Origin of the sequence: Acrocarpospora corrugata, from assembly GCF_009687845.1 — a bacterium.
Taxonomy (GTDB): domain Bacteria; phylum Actinomycetota; class Actinomycetes; order Streptosporangiales; family Streptosporangiaceae; genus Acrocarpospora; species Acrocarpospora corrugata.
This window is the reverse complement of the sequence record NZ_BLAD01000136.1, coordinates 1-14,266: the sequence shown is the minus strand read 5'-3', so window position 1 is coordinate 14,266 and position 14,266 is coordinate 1. Positions and strand designations below refer to the sequence as shown.

Below are 14,266 nucleotides of genomic sequence, written 5' to 3'. Positions count from 1 at the left end.
CCACCCACCCTTTGTTTCCCCTCGGGGCTCCGCCCCGCCCCCGCCGTTGCGCGGCTCCGCCGCCCTCCGGCCGTTTGGTTGCCCGGAGGGTTCCGTCGCTCGGCGGCCATTTGGTTGTGCAGGGGTCTCCGCCGCCCCCCAGCCATGTGGTTGCCTGGGGGCCTCCGCTATCCGCTGGCCGTTTGGTTGTGCAGGGGTCTTCGCCATTTGCTGACCATCTGGGGCCCCCGCCCCGCCCCCGTCGTCGCGTATTTGGGGCTCTGCCCCGGTGTCCTGGCGGGCGCGGAAATAGATCAACCCGTTGCCCGAATCGAGGCGGAGGATCCCGGCGAGCATCAGCGCCAGCGCCATCGCGGTGAAGAACTCCCCCGCGGTCTCCAAGTCCAACATCCGAGTGACGATCAACACCAGCAGGAACTGCGCGGCGGCATTGGCGGTCGCGCTGGTCAAGCCGGCCAGTGCGCCCGTGGGCAATTTGGGCATGGGTCAGCGGCGCCAGGAGGGAACATGGCCCAGCCACGGCTGCAACAGAACATCCCAAGGCAGGAAATATTCGGATAGCTGGTGCCGGAGGGCGGGGGGCATCTCGGTGCGGGGGCGGGCGTTGTGCTGGTCGAAGGTGGGGTCGGTCAGGCGGGGGAGGCCGAGGAATTCGAGGACGCGGTCGTAGGTGGGTTCGGGGTCGATGAAGAAGGTGCCGCTGTCCAGGACCAGGATGCGTTCACGGCCGACCAGGAGATCCAGGCGGGCCAGCTGTTCCGCGTACCGGCCACGGGATACGTACGCCTGGTGGCGGTGGGCGTGGCTCACGTGGGAGGGGTCCGCTTTGAGGAGGTCGGCGGCGCCGGTTAGGCGGTCTTCCTCCAGGGCGAGGGCGCGCTCGAAGGAGGGTTCGGTTTCGAAGCCGCGGGCCAGTTCGTGGGCGTGGGCGGAGTAGGCGCGTTCGACGGGGTCGCGGACCAGGACGATCAGTTTCACGCCGGGGAGGTCCCAGGCGATCCGCGAGACCGCGAGGGGATGGAACAGGTAGTAGGGCGAGGACTCGAAAGCCTGAGGCCGGTGGCCGTACCGGTATTCGAGGCGGTTCGCGGTGGCGCGTAACGGGAAGTGCGCTCGATACCAGGACAGGCCCCGGTGGTAGGACATGTCGAAGAAGTGCACGCCCTTGCGGAGGACGGGTTTGAGCATCAGGGGGTGCTGGGCGAGGGCGCGGTAGAGGGAGGTCGTGCCGCAGCGCTGGGCGCCGATGATCAGGAAGGACGGGAGCAGGCGGCCGCTTCCGGTCAGCCGGCCGGCGGTGATCGAGACCGCGTGTGCGGTGGTTTTCAGGGCGCTCACGGCAGCACCTCCAGCTGGTCGAGGACGGGGTTGAGCCAGGTCGAGGCGGGGCCGAGCGGCTCGTGGCCGTCGCGGCGGTGGCGGTCGGCCTGGGTGATCAGGTAGTGCGCGGCGGTCAGGCGGGCTTCGGCGAAGGAGAGGCCGAAGGGTTCCAGGGTTCGGCCGGCTCGGGCGACGCAGGCGTGTGCCGCCGGAGCGGGACGCATCCGCCGGAGCGCGCTCTGGAAGAAGTGGTGCAGCGCGTCGAAGCCGAGCGGGACGCCGGCGCCGAAACGTTCCCAGTCCCAGACCAGCAGCCTGCCGTCGCCGGCCGCGGCCATGTTCCAGGGCGAGAAGTCGCCGTGCCAGGCTCCGGCGGGGTCGAGCGCGGCGATCTCGGTGACGGCGGCGGCCAGCAGGGCGGGCCTGACCTTCCGGCCGGTGACCGGCAACGGCGACAGGACGAGCACGTCCAGTTCGCGCCATTCGCCGAAGTGCAGCACGGTCGGTGGCACCACCACCTTCAACGGCCGTTCGGTCAGCGAACGCAGGGTCGCCGCCTCGTGCCGGACCAGCTCGCGGGCCCTGGCACTGTCACCGACCTTCACGAACCCGACCAGCCCTCCCGCCCCGTACGCCTCCAGGATCGGCTTGCGGTTGGCGCGCCGGGCGGGGCGCACATGCAGCACGGTGTGGACTCGCTGGCCGAGGACTTCGGTCAGGTACGTCTCGATCGTGTCCGGCCCGTCGCCGACCAGCACCCGGCCGCCGACGTGCCAGTGGGCGCGGGGAACCAGGCGCCGGGGCACCAGCCGATGCGGCAGCAGGGTACGGGCCGACATGCGGGCCGATGGCGGGAACAGCAAGGGGATCACCTCGTCGAGATAGCGCAGTCGGAGGTCGGCGTCGCTCATGCGGCGTTCCGCCACAGCAGCGCGAACGAGATCAGGTACAGGCTCAACGCGGTGACCATGCCGTCGTAGATGAACATGTAGAACAGCGCCAGCATCATCACCAGCACTCCCGCCTGCCCGACAGGCGAGCGATCAGTCCAGTACCGGCGGACGGCTCCCGCGAAGAACGCGGCGTACAGGACCGCGCCGGTGAAGCCCTGGGTGATCAGCAGCAGCCAGAGCTGGCCGTCGCTGCCCAGCGGCGGGTGGCCGCAGGTGTCGCACCAGTCGCTCTTGCCGGTGGTGATCGAGCGGTGGTTGCCGAACGCGTTGCGGGTGTTGCCGTAGCCGATGATCGGCGAGCCGGCGGCGGCCTGGACGGTGGCGGAGACGGTGAAGGCGCGGATGTCGTTGCTGTGCGGGCTGTCCAGGCGCTGGGCGACCATCGAGGCGAGCGGGGAGAGCAGGAAGGCGGTGGCCGCGGCGGCGACCGCCGTACCCACGGCCAGGGGGCGGCGGGAGCGGAGGGCGAGGTAGGCGAGGGAGAGGCCGAGGCCGAGCCAGAGGCCGCGGTTGAGGGAGTAGACGATCGGGATGGCGGCCAGGGCGAGCAGGACGGCGGCGAGGGTACGGCGGAGCGGGCCGCCGTGGCCCCACCAGCCGACCAGGAACCAGATGATCAGCACCGAGGCGTTGCTGCCCCAGGCGTTGGCCCATTCGAAGGGGGCTTCCGGGCGGGGGGAGGCGTGGCCGAGCACGTGCTGGATCTGGGCGGCGGTGGGGTGGATCAGGTTGGTGACGAAGGAGTTGCCGGAGATCCAGCGGGGGAGCACGAGTTCGACCGGCGAGGTGAAGGCGAAGCGCGGGAAGAGCACGCCGAGCAGGCCGCCCGCGACGGTGGTGACGAACAGGGCGCCGAGCATGCGGACGAGGGTGAGCTGCGGGAGTTCCTCGTGGGTGAGATTGCCCAGGTAGAGCACGACGACCAGGAGCGCCAGGTAGACGGTCAGGCGCATCACGTAGCCGATCACGCGTCCGGCCGTGAGGTCGCCGTAGGTGCCGTCGGGGGTGTCCGCGAGGGTGAGGGCGCTGAGCAGGTAGCCGGCGATCAGCAGAGCCCACAGGCCGAAACCCTTGGGGACCTTGATCGGGCGTCGCCGGGACAGGATGACCAGCATCGGGATGGCGACCACGATGACCGAGAGGCCGCCGAAGCCGAGGGCCCACCAGGCGGGGTAGCCGACCAGCAGCGCCCAGATCGGCCAGACCGTCCTCACCGGGCGCGCTCCGGGGAGAGCAGGACGGGCGGTACGGAGAGTGCGCCGAGCACGGTCGTGCCGCGTCCGGTCAGGCTGCGGGCTGAGCGGGCCACCTCGTAGGCCCGAGCCCGCTGGAGTCCGACCAGCAGTACCGCGACGGGGGCGGGTCCGGTGGTGACGAGGTTGAGTCCGGAGAACTCGTCGACGATCACCGAACCAGCCTCGGTGCCAACCGATTTCAGCAGGATCGGCCCGGCGGGCAGGAGGGCGGCGAGCGTGTCGTTCAGTCCGGCGCGATCCGTGGCCGGGAGATGCGCCAGCAGTGGCAGCGTGGTCAGCCGTTCGATATCGGCGGGCACGCGCAGCCGGGTGTCCAGTCGGTCCCGCGCGAACGCCGACAGCGCGCCGGCCAGCAGGCCGACGAACAGGCCGCTGCCCAGGTAGAGCGGTGGGCTGGGGGAACTCGTCCGGACCGGCGGCCTGGCCTGGCTGATCACGCTGCCGGGCGTGATCGCGGTGGTCTTGAACGTGTCGTACTTCAGCGTGAGCGCGTAGGACTGCCGGCTCAGCACCGCCTGCCGGTGGGCGGCGAGCGCCCGTTCGGCCGTGCCCCTGGGCAGCACGGCGATGGTGGCCGCCGCCCTGGTCAGCCCCAGGTTGACCTCGCGGAGTTTGGTGAGCAACGCCCGCATCTGGGCCAGCAGCGTCTGGCCGGCCGCGTCCGCCCGATGCTTCAGATACGCGTCCGCGAATGCCTGCGCCCCCGCCGCCGCCCCCAGCGAATCGGGCGCTACAAACGAAATCCTGAGAATTCCGGAATTCGGCGGAACATCGACCCGGACCCGATTCCGCAGCCCCTCCGGATTCGTATTTTTCAGGATTTCGGCCGCCTTGGCGGCGACCACGGATGATTGGGCGATCTGGGCTTCGGTATCCAAATTGAGTGGTTCACGCTGGCGTTGGGTGATCTGATTGACCTGTTCCGGCACGCCGGTCGGCAGCACCTGGACCTCCGCCGTCGACGTGTACGCCCGGGGCGTGCCCGCCAGCGCGCCGAACCCGGCCGCAACCCCGCCCAGCAGGAAGATCGTCACCAGCCAGCGGCGTCGCCGGAACACGGCGCCGTACTCGGCGAGATCCCGGCTGTGCGGGGGCAAGCTCATTGGGAACCTCGTCGTGGCGCGGGAACAGCGAAACAGAGTACGAACTATAGGCTCCCTTGGCCTTTACCCCAGCCAATTTTGAAGTTTTTCCACAGGCGAATCACGGGACAATAACAGACGTTCCGTGGACATGTCCGCCATGGGATATGAGAAAGCACTCCACCCGCGCCCGGCTCCGATGGAATGGTGAACCCCATGCTCATCGTCAAACGGGGGATCCTCGCGCTGGCCCTGCTCACCGGGTGCGCCCCCGCCTCCGGCACCGGCATCGGCACCCGTCCGGACGGTCTCCTCAGCCACGAGACCACCTGCGTGGTCACCGACAAACTCATCCCCACCTGCGGCGCGTGGTGGGGCATCGCGCCGGACGTCTTCACCGGCACCCCGCCGGACCGCGCGATCGAGCGCGCCGAGCGGCGGATGGGCCGCCCGGCCGACATCGTGCACGTCTACCACCGCGGCGAGGAGCTGTTCCCCACCGACAAGGAGCGCGAGCTGGCCTCGGGGCGGCGGCTGCTGCTGGTCAACTGGAAGCCGTCGCGGACCAGGACCTGGGCGGAGATCGCGCGCGGCGTGCTGGATCCGCGGATCGACGCGCTCGCCGAGCACATCACCCGGACCTTTCCCGGGCGCTTCTTCCTGACGATTCATCATGAGCCGGAAGACGACGTGCGCGCCAAACCAGGCATGACGGCGCAGGACTACGCGGCCATGTACCGCCATGTGGTGAACCGGCTGCGGGAGAAGGGGGTGCGGAACGCGGTGACCGTCATGACGTACATGGGTGCCCCCAACTGGGCCACCAAGCCGTGGTTCGACCGGCTCTATCCCGGTGACGACGTGGTCGACTGGATCGGGCTCGATCCGTACGCGGATGAGCGGGTCAGTGACTTCGCCACGCTGGTCGACAAGACCAGGCCCGACCACCCGGGGTGGCCGGGGTTCTACCGCTGGACGCAGTCCCGGTTCCCGGGCAAGCCGATCATGGTGTCCGAGTGGGGGGCTTTCGAGCGGCGGTCCGCCCCCAAGTTCAAGTCCGACTTCTTTGCGTCCGTGCGCCTGCAGATCCGGGACTATCCGCAGATCAAGGCGCTCGTCTACTTCGACTCGGCGTTCGCGCCGCGCGGGGACACCCGGTTCGACACCACCCCGGAGGGGGCGGCGGCCTTCGCCCGGCTGGCCCGGGAACGGCACTTCACGGCGACCAAGGTCCCCGAGCAGTGACCCGAGCAGTGACCCGAGCAGCGACCCGAGCAGTGATCAGCGCACCCAGCCGCCCGCGGTGAGGTGGGTGAGCACCCTCGAGACGGCGCGGTCGATCGGCATGTCGGTGGTGTCGAGTTCGAGGTCGGCGTCGTCGGGCTCCTCGTAGGGGGCGGAGATCCCGGTGAATTCCGGGATCAGTCCGGCGCGCGCCTTCGCGTACAGGCCCTTGCGGTCGCGGCGTTCGCACTCTTCCAGCGGCGTCGAGACGTGCACGAGCACGAAGTCCGCGCCCACCGACTCCGCCATCTCGCGCGCCTCGTCGCGGGTGTCCGCGTGCGGGGCGATCGGGGCGCAGATGGCCAGGCCGCCGTGGCGGGCCACCTCGGCGGCGACGAAGCCGATCCTGCGGATGTTCAGGTCGCGGTCCTCGCGGGAGAAGGTCAGGCCCTTGGACAGGAGCCGCCGGACCACGTCGCCGTCCAGGAAGGTCACCGACCGGCCGCCGCGCTCCAGCAGGGCGTCGCGCAGGCCGCGCGCCACGGTCGACTTGCCGGAGCCGGACAGGCCGGTGAAGAAGACCACCAGGCCGCGCCGGTGCGGCGGGCCGGGGAGGCTGACCGGGGCAGGGCCCGCGTAGTGCTCGGTGGCGCCGTAGTTGGCGGCGACGTGTTCGCGGAGTTCCAGGTCGATGAAAGCGTCCTCGCGGGGGGCGAGCGGCACCGCGACGACGGTCGAACCCGGCAGTTCGGCGGAGGCTTTGAGCGCGGCGCGGACGACGGCCGGGCCCGCTTCGCCGTACACGAGGGGGAGCAGGAGGACGGCGGCGTCGAGTTCTTCCGCGGTGGCCGCGATGTCCTCGACGGCGGCCGAGTCGAGGGGGCCGCGCATGGTCACGGCGAGGACGTCGTCGGGGAGGTCCTTGCGGACTTCCGCCGGGGTGCGGCGGAGGCGGGCGAACGGGCCGTAGACGGGGGCGCCGACCGCTTCGAGACGGCCGGCGACGTGGTGGCCGTCCCGTTCTGTCACGTGCAGGACGGCCAGGGCCGCGCCCTCCGGGTCGGTCAGGGTGATCTGGTCGCCGAGGTCGTCGGGAAGCGCCAGCGTGATCGCGTCCGGCCACGGCGCGCCGTCGGCGAGTTGCCCGCGCTCCGTCACGCTCGTGACGTCGGTGGCGCCCAGGAACCCGGTCAGCGGCGCGAACGCGCCGGACAGCAGGAGTTCCAGGTCAGCCAGCTCGCGCGCGTCGGGCGTCCATTCGGTCATCTGTCGAATTTCCGATCTCAGGCATAGGGGACCTCGCCCGAAGGCGTCTTAGAGGCTGACATTAGCTCTAGGAGGAGGTGGTCGTGGACGCAGCTGACGAACGCGGTTTCCGCGAATTCGTATCAGCGAGATCACCCGCCTTGATGGGCCTGGCCTACCTGCTCACCGGCGGCGATCAGCACGCGGCCGAGGACCTGGTCCAGACCTCGCTCGCCAAGGCGGTGACGCGCTGGGCCCGGATCGACGACCCCGAGGCGTACGTCAAGCGCACCATGTACCACCAGCAGGTCAGCACCTGGCGGCTGGCCTGGCGACGGCACGAGACCAGTGTCGCCGAGCCGCCGGAGCGGGTCGCGGGCGACCACACCAGCCGGATCGACCTGCGGCTGACGTTACGTCAGGCGCTGTCCCGGCTGACCGCCCGGCAGCGGGCGGTGCTGGTGCTGCGCTACTTCGAGGACCTGCCGGAGGACGAGATCGCCCGGATCATGGGCTGCTCCGTGGGCACCGTCCGGAGCACCGCGCATCGCTCGCTGGCGCGGCTCCGCACCCTGGCCCGCGAGCTCACGCCCACGCAGGAGGAGCTGACCCGATGAACGAGGAGACCCTGCTCAGGGAGACGCTCCGGGACTGGTCGGAGCAGGCCAGGGTGCCCGCCGACCTGGCCGACCGGGCTTTGCGCCGACGCCGGCGTCGGCGCTGGCTGCCTGCGCTGGCGGCGGTGGTGACGGCCGCAGCCGTGGTCACCGGCGCGCTCGTGTTGCCCGGCACGTTCCGTCAGAAGCCCGCGCCCGCGGTCGACGCCACGGTGACCGCGGTGGCCAGCCCGCCGCCCAGCGACATCCAGGTGGACACCGACAACAATCCGCCCAAGACGTTCATCGCCGCCGGGCGGGTGGCCGTCTCCGCGTACTCCACCCTGAGCTGGGATCCGACCGACCGGGGCACGGAGGTCCTCCGGTATCACTGGTCGCTGTACAACCCGGTCACCGGCCGGTACGAGCAGGCTGACTGGTCGTGGGTGCAGGTCGCGCGGGGGCTGCGGTTCGCCGCCGTCATGGAGGGGGACCTGCCCGCCGATCGGGTCGGCATCCTCGACATGACCACCCGGCAGGTGGTCCGCTGGGTCGGCGTCGAACAGGGCGCGGGCTCCGCCTACTGGTCGCCGGACGGCACCCGCCTGCTGGTCACCACCTACGCCGGGCCGCCCAACGAGACGCGCTGGCTGGACAAGAAACACACCAGCTTCCAGCCCGAGCCCAGCGACAGGACCGGCTTCGCCGTCGTGGACGCCAGCACCGGCCAGATCACATTCCGGCCGGTTCTCGCGAACAGCTCAGATCCGCTCGGAATGGGCAACTTCGGACGTGACTTCCTCTGGAGCGAGGACGGGACGCTGATCTACGAGTTCCTGTCCTCCGAGCCCGGCAAGGCCTTCTACGACCTGCAGGGGAACCCGCGCCCGGATCCCAGCGACGGGATGATCTTGAACCAGGAGGCCGGGGTCTCGCCCAACGGAAAGCTCATCGCCGACAGAGGCCAGCCGCCAGGGCCGCAGACCGTGGTCAAGGATCGCGCCACCGGGAAGGTCGTCGGTGTCCAGCCGATGCTCCGGCTGCTCGCCTGGGCCGACGACGAGCACCTGATCGCGCTCGGCTGCGCGGGCTCCTGCCAGAACGAGTTCAACGCGGCGCTCGTGCTGGTCAGCCTGGACGGCAAGGAGGTCGTCCAGCTGTCCACCTACCGGGAGAACACCAACGATCCGGACTCCTGGCAGCCGCAGCTCACGCTCAGATGAGCCGGGCGAAATGGTGCTGAGGTTTCCGGATGACCAGGGCGATCTCGTCGTGGTCGGGGGCCAGGCGGCCGGCCGAGAGACCGCCGACCGTCCGGCACAGCCCGGCCACGAAGCCGCCGCGCGGCCCGAGCCTGGCCGGGCCGCTGGTCAGCGCGTGATCCTCGGCGATCATCAGGCCGCGCATCAGGCAGTACGCGTGAATGCCCTCCCGCGACGACACCGTCTCGTAGATCGCCGGAAGCGGCCCGGCGACGTCGGCGGGACCCAGCCAGCGCCACAGCAGCCCCCGGCAGACCGCTTTTCTGTCCAGGAACCCGTACGCCGATTTCCGGTCGCGCATCCGGATCAGCAGCAGCCCGCCGGGGCGCAGCCCGTTGACCATCCGGTCCAGCACCAGCTCCGCGTGCGGGATGCGTTCGAGCAGGAACTCCACGCAGACCACGTCGTACGAGCGGGGCACCAGCGGCACCGAGCGCAGGTCGCCCAGCGACCAGGAGTCCAGGTCGGCCCTGGCCTTGGTGGCGGCCCGCAGGCCGGGGCGGTCCTCGTCCACGCCGGTCACCCGGGCCTCGATCTGGTCCAGCTCCAGCGGGATGCCGCGGCCGCAGCCGGCGACCAGGATGTCGAGCCGGCGGCCCAGCTGCTCGTTCCACTGCTCGCGGATCCGCTGGCTGAAGACGCCACCCGCAGTGGTCAATCGCACGTCAGGCATGTCACGAAGGGTAGCCAATCGACTACATGATCGTTGCGGATTCGGCCCGACTCGCCCGCGACGCCCTCGCCGGGGGAAGTAGCCTTGGAGGCATACCCCCGGTCCCAAACAGGCTCCGGGATGTTCGTGCTGCCCTCGAACGGGTTAAGGCGGCGCGGCGGTGCACTCAAGTGGGGGCCTTAGGCGATGTCCGAAAACACGATGCCGACGTCCGAAGCCGCTCTGTCCGGCGCGCTCTCCGGCCTGCTCGACCTGGTCGCCGCCGATCCGCAGCTGACCGAGGCGCTGACCGACCAGGTGGGCGCCGACCTGGTCGCGCCCGCCGCGCTGCGCCCGTTCGCGGTGGCCGCGCTGGCCCGCACCCGCCCGGTGCTCGCCATCACCGCCACCGGCCGCGAGGCCGAGGACCTGGCCGCCGCCCTGACCAGCCTGCTGCCCGACCCCGCCGTCGCGGTCTTCCCCGCCTGGGAGACCCTGCCGCACGAGCGGCTCTCGCCGCGCAGCGACACCGTCGGCCAGCGCCTGGCCGTGCTCCGCCGCCTCGCCCACCCGGTCGCCGGCGACCAGTCGGCGGGCCCGGTGCGGGTGGTGGTGGCCCCGGTCCGCGCGGTCCTGCAGCCCATCGTGGCCGGGCTCGGCGACCTCCAGCCGGTCCGGCTCAGGGCCGGCGACGACGCCGAACTCGACGACGTGGTCGCCCGCCTGGTCGAGAACGGCTACCACCGGGTCGACATGGTGGAGAAGCGCGGCGAGGTGGCCGTCCGCGGCGGCCTGCTCGACGTGTTCCCGCCGACCGAGGAGCACCCGCTGCGGCTGGAGTTCTGGGGCGACACGGTGGAGGAGATCCGCTGGTTCAAGGTCGCCGACCAGCGCTCGCTCGAAGTCGCCCAGGACGGCCTGTTCGCCGCGCCCTGCCGGGAGCTGCTGCTCACGCCGGAGGTCCGGGAGCGGGCCACGGAGCTGGCCGAGCGGCATCCGGCGTTGAAGGAGATCCTGGACCAGCTGGCCGAGGGTGTGCCGGTGGAGGGCATGGAGGCGTTCGCGCCCGTGCTGGCCGGGGGGATGGACCTGCTGGTCGACCACCTGGCCGCGCGGTCCGCCGTGTTCGTGTGCGATCCGGAGCGGATTCGCAGCAGGGCGGTGGAGCTCGTCCGTACCAGCCAGGAGTTCCTGGAGGCGTCCTGGATCACCGCCGCCGCGGGCGGCGAGGCGCCGATCGACCTGGACGCGGCCGCGTTCCGCACGCTGGAGGAGGTGCGCGCGCACGCCGGCGAGCTCGGCCAGCCGTGGTGGAGCATCGCGCCGTTCGGTGACGGGGTGGAGCTGGCGGCGCACGACGTCGAGGCTTACCGGGGCGACACCCAGCGGGCGCTCGGCGACATCAAGGGCTGGCTCGGCTCTGGGCGTTCTGTGGTGCTGCTCAGCGAGGGCCACGGCCCGGCCGAGCGGATGGTCGAGCTGCTGAAGGGCGTCGACGTGGCGGCCCGGCTGGTGCCGTCGATCGGCACGCCGCCGGGGCGTGACGTGGTGCACGTGACCACCGGGCGGCTGGAGCACGGCTTCGTCACCGGCGGCCTTGCCGTCCTCACCCACCTGGACCTGGTCGGGCAGAAGGCGTCGACCAAGGACATGCGGCGGCTGCCGTCCCGGCGGCGGAACATGGTCGACCCGCTCCAGCTCAAGATCGGCGACCACGTCGTGCACGAGCAGCACGGCGTCGGCCGCTACATCGAGATGGTCCAGCGGACCGTCCAGGGCGCCACCCGCGAATACCTCGTCATCGAGTACGCCAAGGGCGACCGCCTCTACGTCCCCACCGACCAGCTCGACGAGGTCACCCGCTACGTCGGCGGCGAGTCGCCCACCCTCAACCGGATGGGCGGCGCCGACTGGGCCAAGGCCAAGACCCGGGCCAAGAAGGCCGTCAAGGAGATCGCCGGCGAGCTGATCCGGCTCTACTCGGCCCGGATGGCCTCGCCGGGACACCCGTTCGCGGCCGACTCGCCCTGGCAGCGCGAGATGGAGGACGCCTTCCCCTACGCGGAGACCGGCGACCAGCTGGAAGCCATCGACGAAGTCAAGCGCGACATGGAACGTCCCATTCCGATGGACCGGCTGATCTGCGGCGACGTCGGCTACGGCAAGACCGAGATCGCGGTCAGGGCGGCCTTCAAGGCGGTCCAGGACGGCAAGCAGGTGGCCGTGCTGGTGCCGACCACGCTGCTGGTCCAGCAGCACCTGTCCACGTTCGGGGAGCGGTTCGCGAACTTCCCCGTCATGGTCAAACCGGTCTCCCGCTTTCAAACCGACGCCGAGGTGAAGGACACCCTGGAAGGGCTCAAGACCGGCGGCGTGGACGTGGTGATCGGCACCCACCGGCTGTTCTCGCCGGAAGTCCGGTTCAAGGACCTCGGGCTGATCATCGTGGACGAGGAGCAGCGGTTCGGGGTCGAGCACAAGGAGCAGATGAAGCACCTGCGCACCCAGGTGGACGTGCTGGCCATGTCGGCCACGCCGATCCCGCGGACGCTGGAGATGGGCCTGACCGGCATCCGGGAGATGTCCACCATCCTGACCCCGCCGGAGGAACGGCATCCGATCCTGACCTTCGTCGGGCCGTACGACGAGAAGCAGATCGGGGCCGCGATCCGGCGCGAGCTGATGCGCGACGGGCAGGTGTTCTTCGTGCACAACCGGGTGCGCAGCATCGACAAGGTGGCCGCCCGGCTGCACGAGCTGGTGCCCGAGGCGCGGATCGCGGTCGCGCACGGGCAGATGAACGAGCAGCAGCTGGAACGCATCATGGTCGGGTTCTGGGAGCGGGAGTACGACCTGCTGGTGTCCACCACGATCGTGGAATCCGGTCTTGACGTGCCCAACGCGAACACGCTGATCGTGGACCGGGCCGACAGTTACGGGCTCAGCCAGCTGCACCAGCTGCGGGGGCGGGTCGGGCGTGGGCGGGAACGCGGTTACGCCTACTTCCTCTACCCGCCGGAGAATCCGCTCACCGAGACCGCGCACGAGCGGCTCGCCACCATCGCGCAGCACACCGAGATGGGCGCGGGCATGTACGTGGCGATGAAGGACCTGGAGATCCGCGGCGCGGGCAACATCCTGGGCGCCGAGCAGTCCGGCCACATCCAGGGCGTCGGCTTCGACCTGTATGTGCGGATGATGGCCGAAGCCGTCCAGGAGCAGAAGCAGAAGCTCTCCGGCGAGGTCGTGACCGAGCAGCAGGACGTCAAGGTCGAACTCCCCATCAACGCGCACATCCCGCACGACTACGTGACCAGTGAGCGCCTCCGCCTGGAGGCGTACAAGCGGATCGCCGCGATCGCCGCGGAAGAGGACATCACCGCCGTCCGCGACGAGCTCACCGACCGGTACGGACGCCTCCCCGCCGAAGTCGACAGCCTCCTCGAAGTCGCCCGCTTCCGGATCAGGGCCCGCAAGGCCGGGCTCACCGACGTGCAGCTGATGGGCGCCAACATCAAGTTCGCGCCTGTAGTTTTCAAGGACTCCCAGCAGGTACGGCTGCAGCGGCTCTACCCGAAGGCGCTCGTCAAGCAGGCGACCGAGACCATGCTGGTGCCCGTCCCCAAGACCAAACCCATCGGTGGCCAGCCGCTTCGGGACCTGGAACTGCTCAGGTGGTGCGGCGACCTGATCGAGGCCATGTTCCTCGAACCCCAGCGGGCAGCCGCCGCCCAAGGCCAGAGCAGGAGCTCCCGTTGATAGGGTGACTTCGCCTAGCTGAGGTCGTCGGAGGATTCAATCGTGAAAGCACAGCGCGTTCTGCTGGCCATAGTGGTCGCCGCCGCCACCCTGACCGCGTGCGGCCCGCTCCAGGTCGGAGCCGCCGCCACCGTCGGCGACCAGCGCATCACCAGCGAGCAGCTGGACAACGGGGTGCGCGACTTCGAGGCCGCCATGTCGGCGGCGAAGATCCCCGCCGACCAGGTGCAGCTGCCCGGGACTGTTCCCCAGGCGGTTTTGCTGCAGTTGGCGAATATCAACCAGTTCACTCAGGTGGGGCTGGCGAACGGGGTCGTCATCAGTGAGGGGGAGATCGATGCTTTCATCTCCCAGCAGGGTGGGAAGGCGTCGGTCGAGCAGGCGCTGCTCGGGCGTGGTGTCCCGCCGTCGTCCGTCCGCGACTGGCTGCGCGCTTCCATCAGCGCCCAGAAGATGATCACCGAGCTCGGCGGCGGCACCGACGAGGCCGCTACTACGGCGGGGCAGCAGAAACTCGGCCTCGAAGCCGAGAAGATCCCGGTCAAGTTCAACCCCCGCTACGGCAACTTCGACCCGGCCCAGGGCTGGGTCCCCAGCAACCGCTTCGGCTCCATCACCCCGGCAGCCCCCCAGGGCGAGGCTCCGCCGGCCCAGGGTGAGGCTCCCCCTGCTCAGGGCGAGGCCCCTCCGGCGGGTTAAGCGTTTCGGGGTGGGTGGGCATCGCTTGACGTGGATGCCCACCCACCTTTTGTTTTGACGCGGCTCTCCGCCCATCCAGGCCCTGGCCCGTGATTTCGGCTTCGCCGGGTGAGCGTGGTTCTCCCACCCACCCTTTGGATCGTTGCGGGCCTCCGCCCGCCCCCGTAGGTTGCCGTGGCGGTGATGTCGGCTCCGCCGGGCAACGTGGTTCTCCCACC

11 protein-coding genes and 1 pseudogene are annotated in these 14,266 nt (G+C 70.4%); 5 read left to right on the top strand and 7 right to left on the bottom strand.

Going from position 1 to position 14,266, the window contains the following annotated elements:
* The 5 genes and pseudogenes from Acor_RS43875 to Acor_RS40735 form a co-directional block, all read right to left on the bottom strand.
* Window positions 1-450, bottom strand: a pseudogene (locus tag Acor_RS43875) (hypothetical protein); the annotation flags it as partial.
* A 36-nt stretch (window positions 451-486) separates the two neighbouring features.
* Window positions 487-1,338, bottom strand: coding sequence for a sulfotransferase domain-containing protein (locus tag Acor_RS40750; RefSeq protein WP_155342109.1), 852 nt, complete (start codon window positions 1,336-1,338; stop codon window positions 487-489).
* On the bottom strand, window positions 1,335-2,231 hold the full coding sequence (locus Acor_RS40745; protein ID WP_155342108.1) for a phosphotransferase: 897 nt from the start codon (window positions 2,229-2,231) through the stop codon (window positions 1,335-1,337). Before Acor_RS40745 ends, Acor_RS40750 begins: the two co-directional genes overlap by 4 nt.
* On the bottom strand, window positions 2,228-3,487 hold the full coding sequence (locus tag Acor_RS40740; RefSeq protein WP_155342107.1) for a hypothetical protein: 1,260 nt from the start codon (window positions 3,485-3,487) through the stop codon (window positions 2,228-2,230). Before Acor_RS40740 ends, Acor_RS40745 begins: the two co-directional genes overlap by 4 nt.
* Complete coding sequence (locus tag Acor_RS40735) at window positions 3,484-4,632, bottom strand: YveK family protein (RefSeq protein ID WP_155342106.1); 1,149 nt, start codon at window positions 4,630-4,632, stop codon at window positions 3,484-3,486. The genes Acor_RS40740 and Acor_RS40735 overlap by 4 nt, the downstream gene beginning before the upstream one ends.
* A 195-nt stretch (window positions 4,633-4,827) precedes the next feature.
* Between Acor_RS40735 and Acor_RS40730 the strand changes: the two genes are divergently transcribed.
* Window positions 4,828-5,856, top strand: a complete 1,029-nt coding sequence (locus Acor_RS40730; protein ID WP_246239831.1) for a glycoside hydrolase family 26 protein — start codon at window positions 4,828-4,830, stop codon at window positions 5,854-5,856.
* 36 nt (window positions 5,857-5,892) lie between these two features.
* On the opposite strand, the gene cysC is transcribed toward Acor_RS40730, so the two are convergent.
* Window positions 5,893-7,122 carry an adenylyl-sulfate kinase gene (cysC, locus tag Acor_RS40725; RefSeq protein WP_281353313.1) on the bottom strand — a complete coding sequence of 410 codons (1,230 nt, stop codon included), beginning with the start codon at window positions 7,120-7,122 and terminating at the stop codon, window positions 5,893-5,895.
* 62 nt (window positions 7,123-7,184) lie between these two features.
* Here cysC and Acor_RS40720 point away from each other — a divergent pair, with 62 nt between their 5' ends.
* Both Acor_RS40720 and Acor_RS40715 read left to right on the top strand, forming a co-directional pair.
* Window positions 7,185-7,697 (top strand): SigE family RNA polymerase sigma factor, encoded by a 513-nt coding sequence (locus Acor_RS40720; protein WP_155342103.1) that lies wholly within the window; start codon window positions 7,185-7,187, stop codon window positions 7,695-7,697.
* The gene (locus tag Acor_RS40715; protein WP_155342102.1) at window positions 7,694-8,899 is read left to right on the top strand and encodes a hypothetical protein; all 1,206 of its coding nucleotides are present in this window, start codon (window positions 7,694-7,696) and stop codon (window positions 8,897-8,899) included. Before Acor_RS40720 ends, Acor_RS40715 begins: the two co-directional genes overlap by 4 nt.
* On the opposite strand, the gene Acor_RS40710 is transcribed toward Acor_RS40715, so the two are convergent.
* Window positions 8,892-9,611: a class I SAM-dependent methyltransferase gene (locus Acor_RS40710; protein ID WP_155342101.1), complete on the bottom strand. Its 720-nt coding sequence runs from the start codon at window positions 9,609-9,611 to the stop codon at window positions 8,892-8,894. The genes Acor_RS40715 and Acor_RS40710 overlap by 8 nt on opposite strands.
* Window positions 9,612-9,797: 186 nt before the next feature.
* Here Acor_RS40710 and mfd point away from each other — a divergent pair, with 186 nt between their 5' ends.
* Both mfd and Acor_RS40700 read left to right on the top strand, forming a co-directional pair.
* The gene (gene mfd, locus Acor_RS40705; protein ID WP_246239830.1) at window positions 9,798-13,349 is read left to right on the top strand and encodes a transcription-repair coupling factor; all 3,552 of its coding nucleotides are present in this window, start codon (window positions 9,798-9,800) and stop codon (window positions 13,347-13,349) included.
* A gap of 42 nt (window positions 13,350-13,391) precedes the next feature.
* Entirely contained in the window at window positions 13,392-14,048 is a 657-nt protein-coding gene (locus tag Acor_RS40700) for a SurA N-terminal domain-containing protein (RefSeq protein WP_155342100.1), read from the top strand.
* The last annotated feature ends 218 nt before the right edge of the window (window positions 14,049-14,266 follow it).

What these genes read in the sequence shown, in the direction of transcription:
- Acor_RS40745 (WP_155342108.1), bottom strand. Translation starts at nt 2,231, where the DNA reads ATGAGCGACGCCGACCTCCGACTGCGCTATCTCGACGAGGTGATCCCC.
- Acor_RS40710 (WP_155342101.1), bottom strand. Translation starts at nt 9,611, where the DNA reads ATGCCTGACGTGCGATTGACCACTGCGGGTGGCGTCTTCAGCCAGCGG.
- mfd (WP_246239830.1), top strand. Translation starts at nt 9,798, where the DNA reads ATGTCCGAAAACACGATGCCGACGTCCGAAGCCGCTCTGTCCGGCGCG.
- Acor_RS40715 (WP_155342102.1), top strand. Translation starts at nt 7,694, where the DNA reads ATGAACGAGGAGACCCTGCTCAGGGAGACGCTCCGGGACTGGTCGGAG.
- Acor_RS40735 (WP_155342106.1), bottom strand. Translation starts at nt 4,632, where the DNA reads ATGAGCTTGCCCCCGCACAGCCGGGATCTCGCCGAGTACGGCGCCGTG.
- Acor_RS40730 (WP_246239831.1), top strand. Translation starts at nt 4,828, where the DNA reads ATGCTCATCGTCAAACGGGGGATCCTCGCGCTGGCCCTGCTCACCGGG.